Below are 21,831 nucleotides of genomic sequence, written 5' to 3' on the forward strand. Positions count from 1 at the left end.
CCAGGCCTAAAGCCTGATCTGTTTGGCAATCAGCTCCTTCATGATCTCCGTGGTCCCACCGCCAATGGACAGAATCTTGGCGTCCCGATACAGCCGCTCTACTACCGATTCCCGCATATAGCCCATGCCACCGAACAGCTGTACCGCTTCGCGGGTAACCTTTTCGCACACATCCACCGAGAAATTCTTGGCCATGGCCACCTGTTTGATCGGGTTCTTGCCGGCCTGCATCAGCGCAGCGCAGCGGTAGGTGTATTCCCGGGCGATGTCGATCTGGGTCGCCATGTCCACCAGCTTATGGCGGGTGACCTGGAAGCCGGCGATGTTGCGGCCGAAGGCCTGGCGTTGTTTGGTGTAGTCCAGGGCCGCCTCGTAGGCCAGTTGAGCAGTCATGTAGGCCATGATGGACAGGCTCAGGCGTTCGGCCAGGAAGTTACTCATGATGGCGATAAAGCCGGCGTTTTCGGCGCCGATCAGGCGATCTGCCGGTACCCGGCAGTCTTCAAAGAACAGCTCGGCAGTGTCGCTCGCCCACCAGCCCATTTTCTTGAGCTTTTTGCCGGTGGAGAAGCCGGGCATGTCGCGGTCGATCAGCAGCAGGCTGATGCCGGCGTGGCCTTCGCCCCCGGTGCGCACAGCCACCGTGTAGTGATCGGCGCGGATACCGCTGGTGATGAAGGTTTTGCTGCCGTTGACGATGTAGTGATCGCCATCTTTTACCGCCCGGGTCTTCAGGTTCGCCACGTCGGAGCCGCCGCCGGGCTCGGTGACGGCCAGGGCGGCAATTTTTTCACCGCGCAGAACGGGAGGCACAATCTGCTCCCGAATCTCTTTTTTAGCCCACTTGGCCACCGGCGGCAGGCCGATGTCCAGGGAGCCGATGCTGGCCACAAAGCCACCGGAGGTGGAACGCATCAGTTCTTCGGAAACCGCCACTTTCATAAAAATGTCGCCCTCAGCGATGCCGCCCAGAGCCTCAGGGAAGCCAATGCCCAGAAGCCCTGCGTCGCCTGCGAGCTGGTAGATTTCCCGGGGGAATTCGCCGGCTTCTTCCCAGTCGTCTATGCAAGGGCGAACATGGGTTTCGATAAATTTGCGCGCGGTCTGGCGCACCTGCTCGTGGGTTTCGTTGAAGTAGTCAGACACGGATTCGCTCCCGGTGTACTTGTTTTTCGATGGAAGAAGTGTCGCGCAATCTCCGCCACCAAGCAAGCGCTTGGTTTGCATTTCGCCGGGCACAAAAAAAGCTGGCCCGGTTGGCCAGCTTTCTGGAGGCAGTCCGTAACCTGTCAGGCGCTGTTACGAGGGATGCTCTTCACGCCCTCGCTGGTGCCCAGCAACAACAGGTCCGCCGGGCGGCGGGCGAACAGACCGTTGGTGACCACGCCCACGATGTTGTTCAGTTTTTCTTCCATCTGGATCGGGCGGGAGATATCCAGGTTGTGGACGTCGATGATGATGTTGCCGTTGTCTGTGGTAACACCATCACGGTACACGGGATCACCGCCCAGCTTGACGATTTCCCGGCCGACATGGCTGCGTGCCATGGGAATAACTTCCACCGGTAGCGGGAAGTCGCCAAGGATGCTCACCATTTTCGAGTCGTCCGCAATGCAAATGAAGGTTTTGGCTACCGCCGCTACGATTTTTTCCCGGGTCAGCGCGGCGCCGCCGCCTTTGATCAGCTCCAGGTTGGCGTTGGTTTCGTCGGCACCGTCGACATAAAACTCCATCTCACTGACGCTGTTCAGGTCATAGACTTCAATACCGTGCTTTTTCAGGCGTTCTGCGGTGGCTTCGGAGCTTGCCACGGCGCCGTCGAATTCATCTTTGTACTGGGCGAGGAAGTCGATAAAAAAGTTAGCCGTGCTGCCAGTGCCCACGCCGACAATGCTGCTGCGTTCCAGTTTCGGGGCAATGTAGTCCACGGCTGCTTTGGCAACGGCTTGTTTGAGTTCGTCCTGCGTCATGGTGGGCTCCGGGAGAAAAAAGATGATTTTTCACGCATTATACGCGCCCAGTGTCTCTGCTTATAGACGGCTGCCGTGCAAAGTTTCTACACTGTAGGTTTTTCCAAGCCAATCACCAGCAACCGGAACCACCATGCCGCAACGCTACATCAAGAAGATTCTCGATGCGCGGGTCTATGACGTCGCCATCGAAACACCCCTGACTGAAGCCCGTAGTCTTTCAAAGCGCTTTGGCAACAATATTCTGCTCAAGCGTGAAGACCTTCAGCCGGTGTTTTCCTTCAAGATTCGTGGCGCCTACAACCGGATTGCCCAGCTTTCGGAGGAGCAGAAAGCCAAAGGGGTGATTTGTGCCTCTGCTGGCAACCATGCCCAGGGCGTGGCACTGGCAGCCAAGAAACTGGGCATCAAGGCAGTGATCGTGATGCCCCAGACCACCCCGGAGATCAAAGTGCGCTCGGTGAGGGACCACGGTGCCCGGGTAGTGCTCAAAGGCGATGCTTTTGATGAAGCCGCGGCCCATGCCCAGGAACTGATCAAGAAACATGGCTACACCTACATCCCTCCCTACGACGACCCGGATGTGATTGCCGGCCAGGGCACCGTCGCCATGGAAATCATGTGGCAGTTCAGCCAACCGATCCATGCCATCTTTATCTGCGTGGGCGGCGGTGGCCTGATTGCCGGTATGGCCGCCTACATCAAATACCTTCGCCCGGAGATCAAGGTAATCGGTGTTGAACCCGAAGATTCCAACTGCTTGCAAGCAGCGCTCGCGGCCGGTGAACGGGTGGTCCTGGACGAAGTGGGCATCTTTGCCGACGGTGTGGCGGTCAAGCAGATTGGCAAATACCCCTGGGAAATCTGCAAAGATTACGTAGACGAAGTGATCACCGTCTCCACCGACGAAATCTGCGCAGCCATTAAGGATGTGTTCGAAGACACCCGCTCCATTGCCGAGCCCGCCGGGGCTTTGGGTGTTGCCGGTATCAAGAAATACATCGAGCGTGAACAGATCGAAAATGAAAATCTGATCGCCACGCTCAGCGGCGCCAACATGAATTTCGACCGTTTGCGTTACATTTCAGAGCGCACCGAAATCGGTGAGAAGCGCGAGGCCATCCTGGCGGTCACCATCCCGGAACGCCCGGGTGCCTTCAAGACCTTTATCAACGCCTTGCACAAGCGCAGCATCACCGAATTCAACTACCGCTATTCGGACTCTGACGACGCCACCATCTTCGTCGGTATCCAGATCCAGGCCGGCGGCCACGGCCGGGAAGACCTGGTGCAGGAACTCCGCGAAAACGGCTACTCTGTGATCGACCTCACCGACAGCGACCTGGCCAAACAACACATCCGCCACATGGTCGGCGGCCATGCGCCATCGGTGGATAACGAAGTGGTGTACCAGTTCGAATTCCCCGAACGCCCGGGTGCCCTGCTGAAATTCCTGATGTCCCTCGGCACCCGCTGGAACATCTCCCTGTTCCACTACCGCAACCACGGCGCCGCCTACAGCCGCGTGCTGCTGGGAGCACAGGTGAATGAGGATGAGATTCCGGATTTCGAAAAGATGCTGGAGAAGGTGGGTTTTCGTTACGAAAACATGACCGACAACGAAGCCTACCGGTTGTTCCTCGGCGCCGGGAACGGAAGCGCAAACGAACAGTAGAAACCGGGCCAAATCACCCAAGTAGAATCAGGGGGTGGATGGGCTTTACGAGACTGTGCGGAGCCATGGATGGCGGAGCCCAAGCGTCACATGGATGTGCCGAAGGAGCGTGTTTCGGAAAGCCCATCCACCCCCTGATTCGGGGACCCAGGACCGATTCGGCCTGTTAGTGCCAAAAACCCTTACATAACTGTAACGAGTCAAAAATTGTAAAATTGAAGTTACGTGTTAGTCTTTCGTCTAATTCTCGAACCCGAGAATAGCTAGCTGATTTTCCAACTAATTAACTCAAAGAAAAAACGGGAAATACGTAATGGGTAACAAGCCTGACATCATCCGCGCCATCGTGCTCATCTTTGCTGTCGGCCTTGTCATTACCGGCTTCACTTCCATCCAGGCCTCAGAAGACAAACGTGCCGACCGAGCGGCTGCGCCAGCGGTCGGGTTTATCCAGTCTGCCAATCAGGGTCTGAACCGGTAACAGCGCTGGTCCGTAACCACGCCGTGCAGGGGCACATCCCAGGATTCTATCGGTAATTCACGGACTTTCTGAAAATCGTGGGCCAGCCCTATCAGCTTGGGCGCCATGGCCGGCCTTATCCGGCTGAAGGCGAACGTGCGGTCATAGAACCCACCGCCCATGCCGAGCCTTCCCCCCTGCTCATCAAAACCTACCAGCGGAAACAGTACCGCATCCAGTGCCCAGGCCGGTCTGCGCCTTGAGCGTGGAAATGCCGGTTCCGGGATGCCAAAGCGATTAGCGGTCAGTTCAACGCCGTCAAAGTACGGACTGAACACCAGTTTGCCCGGATACACCGGGTGCAGAATTGGCAGGTAAAACCGAATGCCTTTGCGCCGGCCCAGATCAATGAAAAGGCTTGGGTCGATCTCGCCATCATTGGGCAGATAGATGCCAATATGCCTGGCACGGTAAAGGTCGGGGTGCTTCAGAAGGTTCAGTGCCAGTCGTTCCGAGGCTTGCTGTTGCTGTTCGAAGGATAAGGCTCGGCGTTTTTGCCGGAGGTGCCTGCGGAGCTCCGTCCTGGACAGGGTGTCCGGATGGGATTCAAACGGTTGGGGGGAGTGGAAATGACTCAAAATAAAGCTTCCCGGGCTGCCGTTATCGGATGTAGCCCTTGAACCCAAAGTTCAAGGTCGGTGGCCGCTGTGACATATTAGGCTTTCCCCCTTGGGGGACATGCTCACAATGCCCTGAAGTGGCCACCTGGGTAGTGCGCATCGGCTCGAGGACGTACCCGACCAGCGAACAGCCCAGGAAGTTGATCCCATTATACGGGCAGGGTCGGGGCCGATTGCAACCCCATTTCCCGGAATCTTTCTGAAATCAATTTCCGGACGATTCTCCGAGGGCTTCGTCCAGCCGGTTGTCCATGGCTCTGAGCAAATTGCTGGTTGCGTGAGACATGGTATCGCGCTCCAGCAGTTCGTGGGTAATGTTTAGCGCGGCCATCACGGCAATGCGCTCGGTTCCGAACACTTTGCCACTGGAGCGGATTTCCCGCATTTTGTTGTCCAGATGCCGGGCCGCACGAAGCAAGGCCTCTTGCTCTTCCTGCGGGCAAGCCACCAGGTATTCCTTGTCGAGTATTCTGACTTCAACGGTGGTTGATGACTTTGACATCAGTGGTGCTCCAGCGCCCTCAGGCGGCCTATCATGGCTTCAATCTTGTTTTTGGCAAGATCGTTCTTGTGCATTAGCTGGGCTCGTTCCCGATTCCAGTCGTCCTGCAGCTCGCGCAACAGGGCGTTATCCTTCTCCAGCTTTTCGCAGCGTTCAATCAGCTTGTCCAGCTTGTCCGCTAATGCCTGTACTTCGGACTGTTCCATGACGTGCCCAACAACGGTGATGTAAGTGTGAGTAACTATAAGTGCCGACGCCAAACCGGTCAATTTAACGCATTGTCATGGCGCGGATTCCCGTGATGGCCATCACCTTCGGCGCGGGTTCAGTCTGTATCGGCGGCACCAAATCCCTGTTTCCGGCTCTTTCGCCAGGTGCTGTTGGCCGGCACCAGTGATACCAGCAGGGCCGACACCGGAACGGCAGCCAGCAATAACCATTCGTCCTGTTTCAGCGGGCGCAGACTGATCTGGATACCGAACTGCTCCAGTAACCAGGGACTAAAACCGGCAATCGCGCCGGCTCCGATAACCAGGGCCAGCAGGCAGGCGGTGAGGGCCAGTACCACACACTCGAAACTGTAGAGTGATGCGATCAGGGCCGGGGAGGCGCCGGTCGCCCTTAAAACCGCCACTTCCCGCTGGCGTTGGGCCTGCAAGGTCAGCAGCACCGCCACCAGGCCAACCAGGCTGGTAACAACCACGAAGGCGCTGATGCCGAGCAGCGCTTTTTCAAATTGCCCCATCATGCGCCAGAGCTCGCTCAGCGCGACACCGGGGAGAATGGCGGATAACGGCTCGTCCCGGGACTGGTTCAGTTCCCGTTGTACCTGAAACGTGAGGATGGGCTGACTCAGGCCGACAAAGGCCGCCGTGATGGAGTCTGGTGTAAAGTCCCTGGCTCTGGCGCGGTCCGGGGATAAACCCCGGCCAGGGATGGCGACACCGGATTCCCAGCCTACATGAATCGCTTCCATGGCCTCCAGGCTGATATACACCGCCTGGTCCACTGGTGTGCCGGTTGGGGCAAGTACGCCGGATATCCCGAAGGGCAGGTCGGTGTGATTGGAGAAGCTGGTACGACCGCCCCCGTGAGACAACACGATCTCATCGTTGAGGTGATGGTCGAGTTGCCTGGCAACACCGGCGCCGAGGACCACGTCGAACAGGTCGTCAAACCACTCGCCTTGGGCCAGTTCCAGAGACTGGTTGTTGCCGAACTGGAGCCGGGCCAGAAACTGGTCGTTGGTGGCGACCACCCGATAGCCACGATAGCTGTCCCCCAGTGAAATGGGGATGGCCCAATCAATTCGGCGATCCTGCTCTAGCTTCTGGAAGCTGGACCAGCGGATGTTGTTGGTGGCATCACCAATATGAAACACCGTGTACAGCAGCAGGTTAAGCTGGCCACTCCGGGCGCCGACAATCAGGTCGGTTCCGCTGATGGTGCTGGTGAAAGACTGGCGGATTTCGGTGCGCAGGTACTGGATGCCCAGCAGCAGAGATACGCTCAGAGTCAGTGTCAGGCAGACCAGAGCAAGCACTCGGCGGCGATACCAGAGGCTGGCGGTAGCGAGGGAGAGGGCAAGTTTTACTTTGCTCATGGGGTCGCTCCCAAAGCCACTTGGTGATGGAAGTGGCTGGCCAGCGCGCGGTCATGGCTGACAAAGATAACCGAGCTGCGCCGCTGTTCAGCCAACGCCAGTAGCAGGTCCAGAAAACGGTCCCGGTTGTCTGCATCCAGTGCCGAGGTTGGCTCATCAGCCAGGATGATTTCCGGCGCGCCAATCAGTGCCCGGGCAGCCGCCACCCGCTGTTGCTGGCCAACGGAGAGTTCGGTCACGCCTTTGTGCCAGTGGTCGTCCGGGATCGCCAACTGCCTGAGCAGGTCCGCTGCCGATGTCTCGGGGTCTGGGCTGGTGCGGGTGCGGCGCACCGCAGACAGGCGGCAGGGCAGGGTCACGTTGGCCAGCGCGCTCAGGTAAGGCACCAGGTTGAACTGCTGGAAGATCACGCCCATGTGATTTGCCCGGAACCGGTCGCGAGTGCCGGCCTTCAGCCTGGACACCGGCTGCCCCAGAAGTTCGATGGTGCCAGACTCCGGGGCCAGCATACCCGCCAGTAATCCCAGCAGAGTACTCTTGCCGGTGCCGCTGGGGCCATGCAGGAACAGATGCTCTCCCTGGACAAGCCGGATATCGGGAAAGGCCGTGGCGGTTGTCTGGCCGGGCCATCGAAAGGCCAGTTGGCGTGTCACGATCGCAGGTTCCGGTATACTGGAACCGGATTGGTTTCTTACTGTCTCGGTGCTCATATCCGTATTGTCTTTGCCGTTGTATGATGGCGTCCGTTACACGGTTGACCCCATGGGGAGTGGTTGTACATGTTCGATACCTTGCAAACCCGGAACCTGCTTGCGCGGCTTGGACCGATGATACTGCTGATGGTTTCATCCATTGCCCTGGCAGAGCCGCGGGAGATCGACTGGCTGGAACTGATGCCGGCCGAGGATCTGGCGTTGCTGGAGAGTATGCCGGAAATTGAACACGAAGGAGACGGCCCCGCCCTGTTGCCGGATGAAATCATGACCGGCCGGGTTGTTCCGGAGATGGGTAACGTTGAAGGCCGGGTTCCGGGTTTTGTCGTGCCCCTGAAAGTCACCAACGACATGCGTATCCTCGAGTTCTTCCTGGTCCCCTACTACGGCGCCTGCATTCATGTGCCTCCGCCACCACCGAACCAGATTATTCACGTCAAATATGAAGAAGGATTCACGCTCCGGGCTTTGTATGACCCGGTGTGGATAGAAGGCGAATTGGTCATCGAACGTACCGAGAATGATCTCGGTACGTCCTCCTACTCGCTGGTAGCGACGTCGGTCAAACCCTACAGCGAGTAGTTCACCGGGCTACTACCGGGTCAGCCGGAACTGGATGTTACCCGGTGACAGACGTGTGGCGCCTTGTCCCAGTGGGCCGACCCACTGCACGTTCAGGTGTTGGAGTTCAGGGAAGCGGGCCATCAGGCCGGTTTCGAACTGAGCGGACTCCGATAGATTCGGGCAGTTGAGCGTCTGGGTAACTTCGATGTCTGCGTGACCGGAGTCGTGGTCATGGTCGTGGTCATGATTGTGACTATGGCTATGGGTGTGACCATGGTCATGCTTGTGGCCGTCGCCTTTCGCTTCACTCCAGCCCACGTGCATGGCGCTGGAGACCAGGGTGCAGTTGCCCGCCACGGTATTGATCATGGCAGTTTCACTGGCCCATTGTTCGGTGTCGTTCACCCGTTGTTGCTGTTCATCCGTGCGGGGCTTGTGCTCGAAGCCGATCAGGTTGTAGGCGGGTGACAGAAGCAGCAGATCTACGCGCTCGTTATCAATCGCCATTTGCAGATCGGCGTGCCCATGCTGGTGTGCGCCCGGGTTGTCGGAGGCTAGAACCGGCCATGCGGCCAGGCTGAGTGATAGCAGCAGGGTTGCAAAACGTGCGGATGCGCGTGGGTAAAACATGGTTGGTACCTCTCGCAGCTTTGATACGTTATAACATTTTTGATTTTTGCCAGTGCAAAAGCAAGCCTGCCGGTACCCGGAAGTGCCACTTGTCTGCCGGAATGCTAGGATAGAGGCTTGCTTAAATGTATACGGAACCCGGCGGGCAGAACGGCCGGGCTCCCCTGACACAGGAACACAGGGTTTCATGTCTGACACCGATAGCACAGGTGCTGCCCGCGCCGCTGAATTTGAACGCTGGGCCAACGTTTACACCACACACAAGGCGTTCAGCCACCCCTCTGAGCTGCATGGTGCATTGTGTGGTCGATTGGCGGCTGGTTCCCGTATTCAGGAAGACGAATGGCTGGCCATGGTTTGTGAACAGATGGGGCTTGCCACTCAGGCCATGGAAGAGTCCGGGGATCTGGCGCCATTTATGAACGGCGCCTACCAGACGGCGCTCGCGCAGTTGCAGTCGTCAGACCTCAGTTTTCACCCGTTGCTGCCGGATGATGATTACGCCATTGATCAGCGCCTTGAGGCACTGGTGGCCTGGGTTCGGGGTTTCCTGGAAGGCATGGCACTGGCGGCCGGAGCATCCCTGGGGCAGGCTCCGGACGAGATTCGCGAGCTGATTGAAGACATGGTGGCCATCAGCCAGTTGTCGGAAGATGAAGAATCGGATGAAGAAAGCGAGCAGCAGTTGCTGGAGATAACCGAATACATCCGGCTGGGTGCCCTGGCGGTATTTACCGAGTTCAACGAACCGGAAAAGCCGGCCAACACCCCGACCCTGCATTGACCTGGAGACATCATGACCTCAATGATTTCCGTGAAAGAGTTTGCTGAGCGCCGGCGCAAGTTGATGGACCGTATGGCGCCAGACAGCATCGCGATCCTGCCGGCGGCCCCGGAACGGGTCCGGAACCGGGATGTGCTGCATCCGTTTCGCCAGGACAGTGATTTTCAGTATCTGACAGGCTTCGGCGAGCCCGAGGCCGTGCTGGTGCTGATTCCCGGCCGTGAGCACGGTGAAACCGTGCTGTTTTGCAAAGAGCGGAACCCGGAGAAAGAACTGTGGGATGGTTTCCTGGTGGGGCCGGAAGGCGCCATTGAGCGCTTCGGTATGGACGATGCCTTTCCGATTTCCGACATCGACGACATCCTGCCCGGAATGATTGAAGGCCGCAGCCGGGTCTATTACCCGCTGGGCAAGGACCACGCCTTTGATAACCGGGTGATGGACTGGGTCAAGGTTATCCGCAGCAAGGTGCGCGCAGGCGCCCATCCTCCCGGCGAGTTCGTGGCCCTGGAACACCTGCTGCATGACATGCGGTTGTACAAAAGCGCCGCTGAAGTGAAAGTGATGGCCAAGGCCGGACAGATCAGCGCCGAAGCCCATTGCCGTGCCATGAAACGGGCACGCCGGGGCGGTTACGAATACAACCTGGAAGCCGAGCTGATCCATACCTTCATGGAACACGGTGCCCGTTCAACGGCGTATCCTTCCATCGTGGGTGGCGGTGCCAACGGTTGCATCCTGCATTACATCGAAAACAGCGCGCCCCTGAAAGAAGGCGATCTGGTGTTGATCGATGCCGGGTGCGAGCTGGAATGCTACGCCTCGGACATCACACGCACTTTCCCGGTCAGCGGCCGTTTCAGTTCGGAACAGAAAGCCCTGTACGAAGTGGTGCTGGCGGCCCAGTACGCGGCAATTGATGCCGTGCGTCCGGGCAATCACTGGAACCATCCTCACGAGGCGGCACTGAAAGTGCTTACCCAGGGGTTGATTGACCTGGGGCTGCTCTCTGGTTCGCTCGATGACGCCATCGCCAGCGAGGCCTACAAGCCCTTCTTTATGCACCGGACCGGTCACTGGTTGGGCCTGGATGTGCACGATGTGGGCGACTACAAGGTGGGTGATGCCTGGCGCGAACTGGAACCGGGCATGGCGTTGACGGTGGAGCCCGGGCTTTACATCGCGCCGGACAATGCCAATGTAGACGCCAAATGGCGAGGCATTGGCATTCGCATTGAAGACGATGTGGTGGTCACCAAAGAAGGTTGTCGGGTTCTGACTGGCGATGTTCCGAAGACCATTGCCGAGATTGAAGCGCTGATGGCGGACTGACACAGTGACAGACACCCGCACCGATACCGATCTGATCATTGCCGGTGGCGGCCTGGCCGGGGCCACTCTGGCGCTGGCGCTGGCGCGCGTGGTGCCGGAGTTACGGGTAACGGTAGTTGAAACCTTTCCACTGTCGCCAGATGCCTTGCCCGAAGACTACCAGCCCAGTTACGACGCACGCTCCACGGCGTTGGCCTGGGGCTCGCGGCTGATCTTCGAAAACCTTGGGCTGTGGCAGGTACTGGCGGAACATGCCACGCCAATCCACCACATCCGCGTGTCGGACCGGGGGCGATTTGGCGCAACCCGTTTGCATGCGCAGGATCATGGTCAGGCCGCCCTGGGCTATGTTGCCGATAACCGCTGGATGGGTCTGAGCTTGATGCGGGCGCTGCTGGACACCCCCGTGAGCTGGCAGGCACCGGCGGAAGTCACCGGTATGACGCCGATGCCTGGTGGCGTTCGTGTCGAGATTCGCAAGGGTGACGACCAATACAGTCTGACCGGGCAGTGCCTGGTGGTGGCTGATGGCGGCCGCTCTGGCCTGCGGGAGCAGCTGGGGTTTGTGACCCGCACCGAAGACTACGGTCAGAATGCCCTGATTGCCAACGTCTCCACCAGTGACGCACACGGATTTACCGCTTTTGAGCGCTTCACCGAGGCGGGCCCTATGGCCTTGCTGCCCCATGGCTCGCCGGTGACGGCGGAAAACCAGTCCGCCCTGGTGTGGACGCTCACCGACAGTGCGCTGGAGCAGGTACTGGCACTGTCCGATGACCAGCGATGCCAGGCCTTGCAGGAACGCTTTGGCTGGCGCCTGGGGCGCTTTACCCGGATAGGGGAATGTCATCATTACCCGTTGAAACTGACCACGGTGGATGAAGCCGTGCGCCCGGGCGTTGCGTTGGTCGGTAATGCGGCCCACGCGTTGCACCCGGTCGCCGGACAGGGGTTTAACCTGGCCCTGCGCGGGCTGATGACCCTGGTGGAGCAGTTCCGGCGAGCGGTGGACGAAGGCACGCCGCTGGGTGATCTGTCGATCCTGGGTGAGTATCAGCGCTTGCACCGGCAGGACTGGCAGCAAACCGTGCAGTTTTCGGATTCCCTGATTCGCGTATTCGGGCAATCATTGCCACCTCTGGCGGCCGCCCGGGACGCGGGCCTGGTGGGCCTGGATCTGGTACCCGGCGCCAAGCGCTGGTTTGCCCGCAAAGCCATGGGCACCGGTGGCCGTAAACCCATTGTTTCCCGTGCCGATTGTTCGAAGGAGCCTGCCCGCAATGACCAGTGATTCCGGCAATTCGCAGATGGATATCCTGATTGTGGGTGGCGGCATGATTGGCTCAGCACTGGCCCTGGGGCTGTCCCGCCAGGGCTGGCAGGTCGGGTTGATTGAAGGTGCCACCGCAGCGGAGTTGGTTGCACCGGCGGCCCCGGCAACCGACGTGAACGCCTTTGAGCCCCGCGTCAGCGCTATCTCCCTGGCCAGCCAGCGCCTGCTGGATGAGTTGGGTGCCTGGCGGCGGGTGCAGGACAGTCGCCATTGTGGCTACCGGCAGATGACGGTGTGGGACGGTGACGGCACCGGGCGTATCCATTTTGATGCAGCGGAGCTGCACGCCAGCTCACTGGGCACCATTGTTGAGAACCGGAACATTGTGCGCGCGCTGTTTGAAGAACTCGCTGACAGTGAAGTAACACTGTTTGATGGCGTCCGGGTGAAGGCCTGGCATGGCCGCGACGGTGTTGAGCTGGAAGACGGTCGGCGCCTGAATGCCCACCTTGTGGTCGGAGCCGATGGCGCCATGTCTCGCTTGCGGCAATGGAGTGGCCTGGCGACGCGGGAATGGGATTACGATCAGCAGGCAATTGTATGTACGGTCCGCACCCGCCAATCGCACCGCCACACCGCCTGGCAGCGCTTTTCGCCAACAGGGCCCCTGGCCTTTTTGCCGTTGCTGAATGAAGCCGGCGATGACCATTTCTGCTCAATTGTCTGGTCCCAGGATACGTTGGAAGCAAAACGTCTGATGGCGTTGGACACCGAGGCGTTCAGGCAGGCGCTGGGTGTTGCCATCGAGCAGCAACTGGGTGAGGTGCTGGAGGTCTCCGAGCGTTTTGCCTTCCCGCTGCGCCAGCGACATGCCAAGGACTATGTTACCGACGGCCTGGCACTGGTAGGGGATGCCGCCCACACCATTCACCCGCTGGCAGGCCAGGGTGCCAACCTGGGCTATGGGGATGTGCGGGCCCTGCTGGAAGAGTTGGCTCGGGCAAAAGCCCGCAACCTGGCCCCGGACGATGCCCTGGTGCTGGCCCGCTATCAGCGGCGCCGGAAAGGGGAAAATCTCACTATGATGGCGGCGATGGAAGGTTTCAAGCAGCTGTTTGCCCGGGACGAGCTGCCGGTTCGCTGGTTACGGAATACCGGTATGCGCTGGCTCAACCAGTTGCCCATGCTGAAGAATCGCATGGCGGCCGAGGCCATGGGTATCACGGAATAAGAGACGGCTTTGCGGGTAGCTCAGCCGCAGGCATCAAACAGCCGGCTGATCAACACTGGCACGGCCGTTTCCACCCGCAGAATGCGGGGCCCCAGATGCACGCCCTGGCATCCGGCCTCTTCCAGTTTGCCCACTTCGTAATCGGTAAAACCACCTTCCGGCCCGATGCACAGGGCTGCCGGCTCGTTCAGGTGAACCGGGCAGGGTGCGGTGGTGCCGGGATGCGCCACCAGTGCGATTTTATTTGCCAGCAGGGCCGGTAGTTCGTCTTCCACAAAGGGTTTGAACAGCTTGCGGATATGCACCTGTGGCATCACCGTATCTTTAGCCTGCTCAAGGCCCAGTGTCAGGTTTTCCCTCAGGTTGTCGTCTGACAGCCACGGAGTTTGCCAGAAGCTTTTTTCCACCTTGTAGCTGTTAATCAGCCAGATATCCTTCACCCCCAAGGACGCGCAGGTATGCAGCACGCGGCGGAACATCTTTGGCCGTGGCATGGCCAGGATCAGGGTCAGTGGCAGGGGCTGGGGTGGGCGTTGGCTGAGCGTGACCTTCAGCTCCGCTTCGGTATCTGTCAGGGTCAGGATCTCACCGGTGCCCATGGCGCCGTTGGCCCGGCCGACCGGAATCTGGTGGCCGGTACTGGCTTTGAGTACGGTCCTCAGGTGTTCAAGGCGGCGACCGCGGAGCAGCACCCGGTCTGTGCCGGTGAAGTCTTCGTCAAACAGCAGCGCCAGGTTCATGCGGAGTCGGACTCGCCCTCAGAGGCGCCATCTACCCGGCGGTAGGCCAGGCGCCCGAACAGGATGCCGAATTCGAACAGAATCCACATGGGCACCGCCAGCAGGGTCTGGGAAATAATGTCGGGCGGGGTCAGCAGCATGCCGATGATAAAGCAGGCCACCACCACGTAGGGGCGTTTTGCGGCCAGATCCTGGGGTGTAGTGGCACCTGTGAGGATCAGGAGTACGGTGGCAATGGGAATCTCGAAGGCCACGCCGAAGGCAAAGAACATTTTCAGCACGAAGTTCAGGTAGCTGCTGATGTCTGGCAGCTCGACAATGCCCTCGGGCCCGATGGCGGTAAAGAATCCGAAGACCAGGGGGAAAACAACGTAATAGGCAAAGGCCGCGCCGGCATAGAACAAGATGACTGAGGTAAACAGCAGGGGAAACGCCAGGCGTTTTTCATGGGCATACAGGCCCGGTGCTACGAAGCTCCAGAGCTGATACAGGATCACCGGGATGGCGGCAAATACCGCCAGCACCAGGGCCAGTTTCAGGGGCGCAAAGAAAGGCGAGGTGATGTCGGTGGCGATCATGGTCTGGCCCACCGGTAAAAGCTCACGCAGTGGTAACGACAGCCAGAGGTAAAGGTCGTTGGCGAACGGGTAGATAAAGGCAAAACACACAATCACGGCCAGCACCATTTTCAGGAGCCGGTTGCGCAATTCGAGCAGGTGCTCGATCAGGGGCATCTCCTGTTGTTCAGGAGGTATCGGGTTACTGCCTGGGTCGCTCATGAACGATTATCCGATGGCCGCTCTGGTGTCGTGCTGCTGGCTTCACCGCTGGCTTCCTGATCGGCGTTGTCGCCTTGCGGAGCGGGTTGCGGAGACTCGGCGGTGGACTGATTGGTGCTTTCCTCGCCGGCAAGCCTGCGGGTTGCCGGTGCGGACCGCGGTTTGCGGGTCTCGCTGTCTGGCAGGATCATGTGTTCGTATTTCTTGGCTTCATCGAGGGCGCCGCGGACGGTTTTCTCCATGTCGTCCAGGCCGACGTCACCGGCCTTGCGGAGCTCTTCCCGCAGCTCTTCTGCCTTGAGCTGGCGATCCAGTTCCGAGGTGAACTGGCCCACCATGCGCCGCGCGCCGCCAATCCACCGGCCCGCAGCCCGGGCAGCGGTAGGCAGGCGCTCAGGCCCAAGTACAAGCAGCGCGATGATGCCGCAGATCAACAGCTCAATGAAGCCAATATCGAACATTCAGGTGGTACTCAGCTTTGCTTTTCCCGGGGCTTCTCTTCGGCCGGGGCCTCAGTTTTCTCAGCCTGCTGGCCTTCCAGCGTGCTCTGATCAGCGGATTTTTCTTCTTCGTCGCTCATGGATTTCTTAAAGCCACGAATCGCGCCGCCCAGATCACTGCCGATGTTGCGCAGTTTCTTGGTTCCGAACAACAGGATGACGATGCCGAGTACGATTAAAAGTTGCCAGATGCTGATACCCATGAGGGTTCCTCGTTCAATTGTTGCTGTTCCATGACATTGTACGCCAACGGCGACCGTTCCCGGAAATCCCCGTTAGGGGTACCTCTTTACGAGTTCCGCGACGCTTTCTCTTCAAGGCCTGACAGGTCGAAACGACTGGCCAGTTCATCAATCACATCTTTTGGGCCGAGCCCAAGCCGGGAGAGCATCACCATGCTGTGGAACCACAGATCGGCCGTTTCGTACACCACATCCCGGGTGTTCCCGGAGTGTTCGGCGTCTTTGGCGGCCAGCAGTGTTTCGGTGCACTCTTCGCCCACCTTCTCCAGAATCTTGTTCAGCCCCTTGGCGTGCAGGCTGGCCACGTAGGAGGTTTCCGGGTCGGCTTCCTTGCGGGCTTCCAGGACCTGGGCCAGGCGTTCCAGTACATCACTCACGGTCTCTGCTCCTCAATCACTGCCGTAGATGGCGTTCGGGTCTTTCAGCACCGGCTCGGCGCTGACCCATTGGCCGTCTTTCAGGGTCCGGTAAAAACAGCTTCGCCGACCAGTATGGCAGGCAATACCGCCTTTTTGTTCCACTTTCAGCAAAATGACGTCGGCATCGCAGTCGAGCCGGATATCCCGGAGTACCTGCTGGTGTCCTGAGCTTTCGCCCTTACGCCAGAGCTTGCCCCGGGATCGGGACCAGTACACCGCCCGTCCTTCCTCAACGGTCAGCTTCAGTGACTCGGCATTCATCCACGCCATCATCAGGATGTCGCCGTTGTCGGCATCCTGGGCGATGGCCGGTATCAGGCCGTCTTCTGTCCAGCGAATCTCGTTGAGCCAGTCAGGCTGTACGACGTTAGCGGGGGAATCTTGCATTTTTGTGAATCCTGATAAATCCAATCGTTTAACGGCTGCCCCGGAGCATGACCGCGCCGGCAAGGGCGAGCAAGGCCCAGCTCCAAAGTGGCGCATCGGCCGCCAGCTGCGTGGCCTGCTCCTGAGTGCCCGCCAGGGCTGCGGCGGCGAGTGCGGCGGCAATGAAACCCCGGCGCCACCGGCGGTCGCTGCGCTGTTGCTGCTCTTTCATTAACTCAAGCGTAGCCCGATTCTGTTCTTCCGTGGGGCCGCTGCTTCGAAGCTGTAATAGCGCATCATGAACCAGTTGCGGCATCTCTGGCGACTGTTCAAGCCACGCCGGCAGGTGCATTTGCAGCGACTTGATCAGCCCGGCGGGGCCGATGCGCTGGCGCATCCACTTTTCCAGGAACGGCTGGGCGGTGCTCCACAGGTCCAGATCCGGGTACAGCTGGCGGCCCAGGCCCTCGACGTTCAGCAGGGTTTTCTGCAGCAGTACCAGCTGCGGCTGCACTTCCATATTGAAACGGCGGGCGGTCTGGAACAACCGCAGAAGGAAGTGGCCGAAGGAGATGTCTTTCAGTGGCCGTTCGAAGATTGGCTCGCACACGGTACGGATGGCCGCCTCGAATTCATTCACCCGGGTGTCCGGCGGCACCCAGCCGGACTGTATGTGCAGCTGGGCCACCTGGCGGTAATCCCGGCGGAAGAAGGCTAGCAGGTTACGGGCCAGGTAGCTCTGGTCGTCTGGCGCCAGGGTGCCCACAATGCCGAAATCGATGGCGATGTACTTCGGGTCAGCCGGGTTGGAGACGTCGACAAAGATGTTGCCCGGGTGCATGTCGGCGTGAAAGAAGCTGTCCCGGAACACCTGGGTGAAGAAGATCTCCACGCCTTTTTCGGCCAGCACTTTCATATTGACGCCGGCCGCTTTCAGGCTGTCTACGTCGGCAATGGGGATGCCGTGAATGCGCTCCATCACCAGCACGGATTTGCGGGTGTAGTCCCAGTCGATGAACGGAATGTAGATCAGCGGTGAGTTGTCGAAGTTGCGGCGCAACTGGCTGGCATTGGCGGCTTCGCGCTGAAGGTCCAGCTCATCGTGGATGGTGGCGTCGTAATCGGCCACTACGTCTACCGGGTGCAGGCGTTTGCCTTCAGACCAGTATTTTTCCAGCAGGCCGGCCATCAGGTACATCAGGCCAAGGTCCTGGCGGATGACTTTTTCGATACCTGGGCGCAGCACCTTGACCACCACTCTCTGGCCATTGGGCAGGGTGGCGGCGTGTACCTGGGCCACGGAGGCGGAGGCCATCGGGTCCGGGCTGAACTCGGCGAACAGATCCGACACCGGCGCGCCCAGGGATTTCTCGATAATGCCCCGGGCCTGGTCGCTGGGGAACGGCGGCACCCGATCCTGCAGTTGTTTCAGGGATTCGGCCATGTCGTCGGGCAGCAGGTCCCGCCGGGTGGAGAGAATCTGGCCGAATTTGACAAACACCGGGCCGAGCTCTTCCAACGCCAGTCGCAGCCGGTCACCCCGGCTCAGTTTCGGCTGGGGGAACAGGTGCCAGGGCGCCAGCAGGAAGAAAATCTTCAGCGGTGTGGGCAGTTCCGCCAGGGGCAGGAACGTGTCCAGCCGGTAGCGGCAGAATACCCAGGCAATTCGGAACAGGCGTTGCAGGCGGGTCACAGGGTCTCCGTATCGTTGTCGCTACCGGAACTTTCCAGCTGTGTCAGCCGGGCTTCCAGGCGTTCAGTGCGCAGGTTGAGCTGGTCAATGTCCTGGAATGTGGCCTCCAGCTCTCTGCGGCCGGGCAGGGCCCGACTCTCTTCGTGCAGGTACTCTTCCAGATTGGCGTTCATGGCATTCGCAGCCTGCCGGCTCCATTGCACCGCACTGCGGATGCGCTTGCCCAGAAAATGTGCCGGAAGGTCGCCAAGGTGTCGGGCCATGGCCGCTTCCCAGTCAGGCTCCAGCTGGTTCAGGGCACGTTGCAGCTGGTGGGCCAGGGCGGTATTGCCCTGCACGCCCAGCCGATCGTCCGCAAACACCTGATCATCGCCCAGGGCGAGGGCAGCAAAGGCCATGGGGCGGCCGGTAATGACCAACTCGGGGGCATCGGCGGGCTGACTGCGCACCTGAACCCGTTCGCCCACACGCTCCAGGGTCCAGGTCAACGGGACCGGTGCGCTGATGTTGAATTGTGCCGGCCCGGTCAGGGCGTCCAGCAGGGCCTGCCGGCCCGCTGTGTCCAGTTCCAGTGCCCGGTTCAGCGCGATCTCTACAATGGCGCTGGCAGCGGACAGAAGGGTCGGGCCGGGGAACATCAGGGTTTGATTCCCACGTGCAGGGCGACAATGCCACCGGTCATGTTGTAGTACTTGCAGTTCACCAGACCGGCCTGTTCCATCATGCCTTTCAGGGTGTCCTGGTCCGGGTGCATGCGGATGGATTCGGCCAGGTACTTGTAGCTTTCACTGTCGCCCGCGATGAGTTGGCCCATCAACGGCAGGGCGGTGAACGAGTAGGTGTCGTAGGCCTTGCTCAGCAGTGGGTTGGTGGGCTTGGAGAATTCCAGCACCATCAGCTTGCCGCCGGGTTTCAGGACCCGGGCCATGTCCCGCAGGGCCTGGTCCTTGTCGGTGACGTTGCGCAGGCCAAAGGCGATGGACACGGCCTGGAAGCTGTTGTCCGGGAATGGCAGGTGCTCGGCATCGGCCTGCACGTACTCGATGTTGCCAGCGTAGCCCCGGTCTGTCAGCCGGCTGCGGCCTACCTGCAACATGGAGGCGTTGATGTCGGCCAGGACCACCTTGCCGGTGGGGCCGACAAGGTCAGAAAATTTCATGGTCAGGTCGCCGGTGCCACCGGCAATATCGAGCACCTGGTGGCCTGGGCGAACACCGCTCAGCTCGATGGTGAAGCGCTTCCACAGGCGGTGGATTCCCATCGACATCAGGTCGTTCATGAGGTCGTACTTGCCGGCCACACTATGGAAAACCTGGGCTACCTGGCTGGCTTTCTGGCTCTTCGGTACATTGCGGAACCCGAAGTGGGTTACGTCGTCCTGGCCGTTGCCGGGGGTGCCCGGTGTTTGCTGCTCGCTCATGGGTGTTGGTCCTGTCAGAATCTCAGATTGGTATTCTAACCTTTGAGGGGTTGGCTACAAGTTTATTGCCGACTTACACTGTATATCTGTCTCCAAACAACCGAGAAAACTGATCCATGTCTGTCATTGATATTCATCGCGCCCACTCTCTGGACAAAGCCCACGCCCGTGAAGCGGCGGAAACCCTGGCCAAGGACCTGTCGAAGCAGTTCGATGTCAATTACCAGTGGGAGGGCGACCTGCTCACGTTCAAGCGCAGTGGGGTGAAAGGCCACCTGAACCTCTCTGACAGTGATTTGCACATCCGCCTGGAACTGGGGCTGATGCTGCGCCCGTTCAAATCCCGTATCGAGCAGGAAATTCACTCGCAACTGGACCAGATTCTCACGGCCTGAGCCCGTTTACAGGTTGCCCGGTACCGAGAAGGGCTCCGGGTGGCCGGCCAGAATGTTCTCCATCACCTGTCTTTCCCGGCCGATCAGCCGTTCAATCAGCACGTCGACACCCTCCATCTTCCGGAATGCGCTGTAGCCCCGGTGCAGGAAACTGTGCAGATCGCCCAACTCGGCCATTTCCGCCGGCCCCCGGCTCATCGACAGCAGCCAGCCCAGGGTGCGGTTGCGCACGTAGCGGTCCAACTGCTGGCCAGTGTCGGCCACTAGTTCCAGTTGCCGGCTGCGGATGCTCAACTGGCCGCTGGCCCGATAAGCGTCGCAATAGTCGCTGGTGGTGATTGAGTTGGTACTCAGGTTGTGCCGGTCAAACCATTGTGCCAGTTCAAGGTCCAGGCTCTGGGTGACCAGGTTCAGTTCAACCAGCCCGGTAAAGGTGCCCAAGAGGTGGTCTGGTAGCCACTTCACCATCTTCGGGAAGACCCGGTCGATGTTATCGTCCCGTTGGGTCATGCCAGCAGGGGCGTAAAGGTCTGTCAGCAAGAATTCCAGGCCAGTGTGATAGCCGGGATTCTGGTAAAGGTCCTGGTGCGTGGCTTTCAGCCGTTCCGCTTGCCAGTCGGCGATGCGGCGGGTGTCTTCCAGCAGGGGGTGGGCTGACTTGAGCTGGCGAAAGTCGTGGTATTCCAGTAGCAGGCGTTTAAGCCGGTGGGCGTTGTCTGAATTCACGTCCGTTGTGACCAGGCGCTCACGATACATGCAGGGGCTCCAATAAAACCGGCGACAAGAGGCATGGCCTCAGAAAAAGGCGCTCAGTTTAGCGAAGCGGAAACCGGGCTGCACCTGTTAAGGTTCAGCCCTCGGCGGCAACAGGCAGAGTTTCCAGACCGGGCACCCATTCCTTGCTGTCCAGCGTGATGAAGTGGCTGGGGGCTTCGGTTTCGATGATGCGCATGTTGGTCGGGCTGGTACGGGCACTGGCCAGCATGGCATTGCGATCCAGGATGCGATCCGTCGCAGGTATCAGGAACGTGCCATGGCGCACATGCTGGTACACCGAGGTGTCTGTGCGGACCATCCACTCCATGATATTTTCAATGTTGCGTACGATGGTCAGATGATCCTTGGTGGCATAGAACAATTTGTTCAGCAGCTGCCGTTTTCTCGGGTTCATCTTGCCAAAGAATGTCTGGCCATAGGCGGATTGCGGCGCGCTGTTGATCAGACGGATCAGCCAGGGCCACATGCCGTGGCTGACCGGCTCCAGCAGGGTGGTCACCAGGGCGTGCAGTTTGCCCTGGGGCAGCACTGGCGCTTCCAGCACAATTTCGACATCTTCGTACAGCTCTGGCCACTGCTTGATGGCTTCAAGAATCACCGCACCACCCCTGGAGTGGCCGTGGATCCGGATATTGCGGGTGCTGGGCAGGTTTTGCAGTGCCTGATTCAGAACACAGGCATCATACTCAATGGTACCTTCCAGATGCTTGATGGGCACTTCCCAGCCCGGGTTCTCCGGCGTGACACCGTTTACCGGAATATGGTAGTTGCTGCAGGTGAGAAGAATCAGTTCGGTGGTCGGGCCGTCATAGGCCTGGGTGAAGTAACAGTGATTTTCCAGAAAGCCGTGGACGCCGATGACGGTATGTTCCGCAGCGCCGCTATGATTCCGCACCGATACGGCGCCTTTACCAACACGGTAAACCCGGCCTGAGAACATCTCTGAATAGGCGCTCTCGATAGGCTTGATCAGTTTGCGAACATGACTGGCTTTCATGATTCATCTCCCCCGGCATTGCAATGGACTGTTATTGGTTTTGGTTGTGCCGGTCTCTCATTTGTACCGCGTCTGGCTGGGCGAGT

Annotated in this window: 27 protein-coding genes and 1 other RNA gene; 8 read left to right on the forward strand and 20 right to left on the reverse strand. The window is 59.5% G+C overall.

Annotation, left to right across the window (positions count from 1 at the left end):
• Positions 1–6 precede the first annotated feature (6 nt).
• Together ACZ5Q2_RS06900 and rpiA are read right to left on the reverse strand one after the other, a co-directional pair.
• Positions 7–1,146, reverse strand: a complete 1,140-nt coding sequence (locus ACZ5Q2_RS06900) for an acyl-CoA dehydrogenase family protein (protein ID WP_432210300.1) — start codon at positions 1,144–1,146, stop codon at positions 7–9.
• A gap of 143 nt (positions 1,147–1,289) precedes the next feature.
• Positions 1,290–1,970, reverse strand: a complete 681-nt coding sequence (gene rpiA / locus ACZ5Q2_RS06905) for a ribose-5-phosphate isomerase RpiA (protein ID WP_432210299.1) — start codon at positions 1,968–1,970, stop codon at positions 1,290–1,292.
• A gap of 133 nt (positions 1,971–2,103) precedes the next feature.
• Here rpiA and ilvA point away from each other — a divergent pair, with 133 nt between their 5' ends.
• Positions 2,104–3,645 (forward strand): threonine ammonia-lyase, biosynthetic, encoded by a 1,542-nt coding sequence (gene ilvA / locus ACZ5Q2_RS06910; protein WP_106693873.1) that lies wholly within the window; start codon positions 2,104–2,106, stop codon positions 3,643–3,645.
• Between the two features lie 313 nt (positions 3,646–3,958).
• Entirely contained in the window at positions 3,959–4,126 is a 168-nt protein-coding gene (locus ACZ5Q2_RS06915; protein WP_167392875.1) for a hypothetical protein, read from the forward strand.
• Here the strand turns inward: ACZ5Q2_RS06915 and ACZ5Q2_RS06920 are convergent.
• The 6 genes from ACZ5Q2_RS06920 to ACZ5Q2_RS06945 form a co-directional block, all read right to left on the reverse strand.
• Positions 4,108–4,743 carry a 5-formyltetrahydrofolate cyclo-ligase gene (locus ACZ5Q2_RS06920; protein ID WP_106693872.1) on the reverse strand — a complete coding sequence of 212 codons (636 nt, stop codon included), beginning with the start codon at positions 4,741–4,743 and terminating at the stop codon, positions 4,108–4,110. The two genes, ACZ5Q2_RS06915 and ACZ5Q2_RS06920, sit on opposite strands and share 19 nt — an antisense overlap.
• Positions 4,744–4,747: 4 nt before the next feature.
• Positions 4,748–4,927, reverse strand: a non-coding RNA gene (gene ssrS / locus ACZ5Q2_RS06925) — 6S RNA.
• A gap of 63 nt (positions 4,928–4,990) precedes the next feature.
• A complete protein-coding gene (locus ACZ5Q2_RS06930; protein WP_072676232.1) occupies positions 4,991–5,287 on the reverse strand; it encodes a cell division protein ZapA in 297 nt (98 codons plus the stop codon).
• Positions 5,287–5,493 carry a TIGR02449 family protein gene (locus ACZ5Q2_RS06935; RefSeq protein WP_061330711.1) on the reverse strand — a complete coding sequence of 69 codons (207 nt, stop codon included), beginning with the start codon at positions 5,491–5,493 and terminating at the stop codon, positions 5,287–5,289. The genes ACZ5Q2_RS06930 and ACZ5Q2_RS06935 overlap by 1 nt, the downstream gene beginning before the upstream one ends.
• Positions 5,494–5,612: 119 nt before the next feature.
• On the reverse strand, positions 5,613–6,890 hold the full coding sequence (locus ACZ5Q2_RS06940; RefSeq protein WP_432210298.1) for an ABC transporter permease: 1,278 nt from the start codon (positions 6,888–6,890) through the stop codon (positions 5,613–5,615).
• The gene (locus ACZ5Q2_RS06945) at positions 6,887–7,600 is read right to left on the reverse strand and encodes an ATP-binding cassette domain-containing protein (protein WP_058092469.1); all 714 of its coding nucleotides are present in this window, start codon (positions 7,598–7,600) and stop codon (positions 6,887–6,889) included. The genes ACZ5Q2_RS06940 and ACZ5Q2_RS06945 overlap by 4 nt, the downstream gene beginning before the upstream one ends.
• Positions 7,601–7,669: 69 nt before the next feature.
• Between ACZ5Q2_RS06945 and ACZ5Q2_RS06950 the strand changes: the two genes are divergently transcribed.
• Positions 7,670–8,185, forward strand: coding sequence for a DUF3299 domain-containing protein (locus tag ACZ5Q2_RS06950; RefSeq protein WP_058092470.1), 516 nt, complete (start codon positions 7,670–7,672; stop codon positions 8,183–8,185).
• A gap of 12 nt (positions 8,186–8,197) precedes the next feature.
• On the opposite strand, the gene ACZ5Q2_RS06955 is transcribed toward ACZ5Q2_RS06950, so the two are convergent.
• A complete protein-coding gene (locus tag ACZ5Q2_RS06955) occupies positions 8,198–8,797 on the reverse strand; it encodes a ZrgA family zinc uptake protein (protein ID WP_230714829.1) in 600 nt (199 codons plus the stop codon).
• Between the two features lie 187 nt (positions 8,798–8,984).
• Between ACZ5Q2_RS06955 and ACZ5Q2_RS06960 the strand changes: the two genes are divergently transcribed.
• From ACZ5Q2_RS06960 to ACZ5Q2_RS06975, 4 genes are read left to right on the forward strand one after another with little or no spacing between them, the layout of a single operon-like run.
• On the forward strand, positions 8,985–9,581 hold the full coding sequence (locus tag ACZ5Q2_RS06960) for a UPF0149 family protein (RefSeq protein WP_061330706.1): 597 nt from the start codon (positions 8,985–8,987) through the stop codon (positions 9,579–9,581).
• Positions 9,582–9,593: 12 nt separating this feature from the next.
• Positions 9,594–10,913 carry a Xaa-Pro aminopeptidase gene (gene pepP, locus ACZ5Q2_RS06965; protein ID WP_374786914.1) on the forward strand — a complete coding sequence of 440 codons (1,320 nt, stop codon included), beginning with the start codon at positions 9,594–9,596 and terminating at the stop codon, positions 10,911–10,913.
• A 4-nt stretch (positions 10,914–10,917) separates the two neighbouring features.
• Positions 10,918–12,204 (forward strand): 2-octaprenyl-6-methoxyphenyl hydroxylase, encoded by a 1,287-nt coding sequence (gene ubiH / locus ACZ5Q2_RS06970; RefSeq protein ID WP_374786913.1) that lies wholly within the window; start codon positions 10,918–10,920, stop codon positions 12,202–12,204.
• Positions 12,194–13,417: an FAD-dependent monooxygenase gene (locus tag ACZ5Q2_RS06975; RefSeq protein WP_374786912.1), complete on the forward strand. Its 1,224-nt coding sequence runs from the start codon at positions 12,194–12,196 to the stop codon at positions 13,415–13,417. Before ubiH ends, ACZ5Q2_RS06975 begins: the two co-directional genes overlap by 11 nt.
• 20 nt (positions 13,418–13,437) lie before the next feature.
• Here the strand turns inward: ACZ5Q2_RS06975 and ACZ5Q2_RS06980 are convergent, their stop codons facing one another.
• From ACZ5Q2_RS06980 to ubiE, 9 genes are all read right to left on the reverse strand, one after another.
• Positions 13,438–14,157: a 16S rRNA (uracil(1498)-N(3))-methyltransferase gene (locus tag ACZ5Q2_RS06980; protein WP_374786911.1), complete on the reverse strand. Its 720-nt coding sequence runs from the start codon at positions 14,155–14,157 to the stop codon at positions 13,438–13,440.
• Positions 14,154–14,936, reverse strand: a complete 783-nt coding sequence (tatC, locus tag ACZ5Q2_RS06985; RefSeq protein ID WP_374786910.1) for a twin-arginine translocase subunit TatC — start codon at positions 14,934–14,936, stop codon at positions 14,154–14,156. Before tatC ends, ACZ5Q2_RS06980 begins: the two co-directional genes overlap by 4 nt.
• Entirely contained in the window at positions 14,933–15,397 is a 465-nt protein-coding gene (gene tatB / locus ACZ5Q2_RS06990) for a Sec-independent protein translocase protein TatB (protein ID WP_286921320.1), read from the reverse strand. The genes tatC and tatB overlap by 4 nt, the downstream gene beginning before the upstream one ends.
• 11 nt (positions 15,398–15,408) lie before the next feature.
• Positions 15,409–15,639: a Sec-independent protein translocase subunit TatA gene (tatA, locus tag ACZ5Q2_RS06995; RefSeq protein ID WP_058092479.1), complete on the reverse strand. Its 231-nt coding sequence runs from the start codon at positions 15,637–15,639 to the stop codon at positions 15,409–15,411.
• 86 nt (positions 15,640–15,725) lie between these two features.
• Complete coding sequence (locus ACZ5Q2_RS07000) at positions 15,726–16,055, reverse strand: phosphoribosyl-ATP diphosphatase (RefSeq protein ID WP_058092480.1); 330 nt, start codon at positions 16,053–16,055, stop codon at positions 15,726–15,728.
• A 12-nt stretch (positions 16,056–16,067) separates the two neighbouring features.
• Positions 16,068–16,484 carry a phosphoribosyl-AMP cyclohydrolase gene (hisI, locus tag ACZ5Q2_RS07005; protein ID WP_374786909.1) on the reverse strand — a complete coding sequence of 139 codons (417 nt, stop codon included), beginning with the start codon at positions 16,482–16,484 and terminating at the stop codon, positions 16,068–16,070.
• A 28-nt stretch (positions 16,485–16,512) separates the two neighbouring features.
• Complete coding sequence (gene ubiB / locus ACZ5Q2_RS07010; RefSeq protein ID WP_374786908.1) at positions 16,513–18,156, reverse strand: ubiquinone biosynthesis regulatory protein kinase UbiB; 1,644 nt, start codon at positions 18,154–18,156, stop codon at positions 16,513–16,515.
• A complete protein-coding gene (locus ACZ5Q2_RS07015; RefSeq protein WP_374786907.1) occupies positions 18,153–18,794 on the reverse strand; it encodes a ubiquinone biosynthesis accessory factor UbiJ in 642 nt (213 codons plus the stop codon). Before ACZ5Q2_RS07015 ends, ubiB begins: the two co-directional genes overlap by 4 nt.
• Positions 18,794–19,576, reverse strand: a complete 783-nt coding sequence (gene ubiE / locus ACZ5Q2_RS07020; protein ID WP_374786906.1) for a bifunctional demethylmenaquinone methyltransferase/2-methoxy-6-polyprenyl-1,4-benzoquinol methylase UbiE — start codon at positions 19,574–19,576, stop codon at positions 18,794–18,796. The genes ACZ5Q2_RS07015 and ubiE overlap by 1 nt, the downstream gene beginning before the upstream one ends.
• Before the next feature lie 116 nt (positions 19,577–19,692).
• Between ubiE and ACZ5Q2_RS07025 the strand changes: the two genes are divergently transcribed.
• A complete protein-coding gene (locus ACZ5Q2_RS07025; protein WP_058092485.1) occupies positions 19,693–19,971 on the forward strand; it encodes a polyhydroxyalkanoic acid system family protein in 279 nt (92 codons plus the stop codon).
• A gap of 6 nt (positions 19,972–19,977) precedes the next feature.
• On the opposite strand, the gene ACZ5Q2_RS07030 is transcribed toward ACZ5Q2_RS07025, so the two are convergent.
• Both ACZ5Q2_RS07030 and ACZ5Q2_RS07035 read right to left on the reverse strand, forming a co-directional pair.
• Positions 19,978–20,727, reverse strand: coding sequence for a DUF8198 family protein (locus tag ACZ5Q2_RS07030; protein ID WP_374786905.1), 750 nt, complete (start codon positions 20,725–20,727; stop codon positions 19,978–19,980).
• Between the two features lie 94 nt (positions 20,728–20,821).
• Positions 20,822–21,745: an alpha/beta hydrolase gene (locus ACZ5Q2_RS07035; protein WP_058092487.1), complete on the reverse strand. Its 924-nt coding sequence runs from the start codon at positions 21,743–21,745 to the stop codon at positions 20,822–20,824.
• Between the last annotated feature and the right edge of the window lie 86 nt (positions 21,746–21,831).

This window comes from Marinobacter alkaliphilus, assembly GCF_055394375.1.

What these genes read in the sequence shown, in the direction of transcription:
- rpiA (WP_432210299.1), bottom strand. Translation starts at nt 1,970, where the DNA reads ATGACGCAGGACGAACTCAAACAAGCCGTTGCCAAAGCAGCCGTGGAC.
- ilvA (WP_106693873.1), top strand. Translation starts at nt 2,104, where the DNA reads ATGCCGCAACGCTACATCAAGAAGATTCTCGATGCGCGGGTCTATGAC.
- ACZ5Q2_RS06915 (WP_167392875.1), top strand. Translation starts at nt 3,959, where the DNA reads ATGGGTAACAAGCCTGACATCATCCGCGCCATCGTGCTCATCTTTGCT.
- ACZ5Q2_RS06930 (WP_072676232.1), bottom strand. Translation starts at nt 5,287, where the DNA reads ATGTCAAAGTCATCAACCACCGTTGAAGTCAGAATACTCGACAAGGAA.
- ACZ5Q2_RS06935 (WP_061330711.1), bottom strand. Translation starts at nt 5,493, where the DNA reads ATGGAACAGTCCGAAGTACAGGCATTAGCGGACAAGCTGGACAAGCTG.
- ACZ5Q2_RS06940 (WP_432210298.1), bottom strand. Translation starts at nt 6,890, where the DNA reads ATGAGCAAAGTAAAACTTGCCCTCTCCCTCGCTACCGCCAGCCTCTGG.
- ACZ5Q2_RS06945 (WP_058092469.1), bottom strand. Translation starts at nt 7,600, where the DNA reads ATGAGCACCGAGACAGTAAGAAACCAATCCGGTTCCAGTATACCGGAA.
- ACZ5Q2_RS06950 (WP_058092470.1), top strand. Translation starts at nt 7,670, where the DNA reads ATGTTCGATACCTTGCAAACCCGGAACCTGCTTGCGCGGCTTGGACCG.
- ACZ5Q2_RS06955 (WP_230714829.1), bottom strand. Translation starts at nt 8,797, where the DNA reads ATGTTTTACCCACGCGCATCCGCACGTTTTGCAACCCTGCTGCTATCA.
- ACZ5Q2_RS06960 (WP_061330706.1), top strand. Translation starts at nt 8,985, where the DNA reads ATGTCTGACACCGATAGCACAGGTGCTGCCCGCGCCGCTGAATTTGAA.
- pepP (WP_374786914.1), top strand. Translation starts at nt 9,594, where the DNA reads ATGACCTCAATGATTTCCGTGAAAGAGTTTGCTGAGCGCCGGCGCAAG.
- ACZ5Q2_RS06975 (WP_374786912.1), top strand. Translation starts at nt 12,194, where the DNA reads ATGACCAGTGATTCCGGCAATTCGCAGATGGATATCCTGATTGTGGGT.
- ACZ5Q2_RS06980 (WP_374786911.1), bottom strand. Translation starts at nt 14,157, where the DNA reads ATGAACCTGGCGCTGCTGTTTGACGAAGACTTCACCGGCACAGACCGG.
- tatC (WP_374786910.1), bottom strand. Translation starts at nt 14,936, where the DNA reads ATGAGCGACCCAGGCAGTAACCCGATACCTCCTGAACAACAGGAGATG.
- tatB (WP_286921320.1), bottom strand. Translation starts at nt 15,397, where the DNA reads ATGTTCGATATTGGCTTCATTGAGCTGTTGATCTGCGGCATCATCGCG.
- tatA (WP_058092479.1), bottom strand. Translation starts at nt 15,639, where the DNA reads ATGGGTATCAGCATCTGGCAACTTTTAATCGTACTCGGCATCGTCATC.
- hisI (WP_374786909.1), bottom strand. Translation starts at nt 16,484, where the DNA reads ATGCAAGATTCCCCCGCTAACGTCGTACAGCCTGACTGGCTCAACGAG.
- ACZ5Q2_RS07015 (WP_374786907.1), bottom strand. Translation starts at nt 18,794, where the DNA reads ATGTTCCCCGGCCCGACCCTTCTGTCCGCTGCCAGCGCCATTGTAGAG.
- ubiE (WP_374786906.1), bottom strand. Translation starts at nt 19,576, where the DNA reads ATGAGCGAGCAGCAAACACCGGGCACCCCCGGCAACGGCCAGGACGAC.
- ACZ5Q2_RS07025 (WP_058092485.1), top strand. Translation starts at nt 19,693, where the DNA reads ATGTCTGTCATTGATATTCATCGCGCCCACTCTCTGGACAAAGCCCAC.
- ACZ5Q2_RS07030 (WP_374786905.1), bottom strand. Translation starts at nt 20,727, where the DNA reads ATGTATCGTGAGCGCCTGGTCACAACGGACGTGAATTCAGACAACGCC.
- ACZ5Q2_RS07035 (WP_058092487.1), bottom strand. Translation starts at nt 21,745, where the DNA reads ATGAAAGCCAGTCATGTTCGCAAACTGATCAAGCCTATCGAGAGCGCC.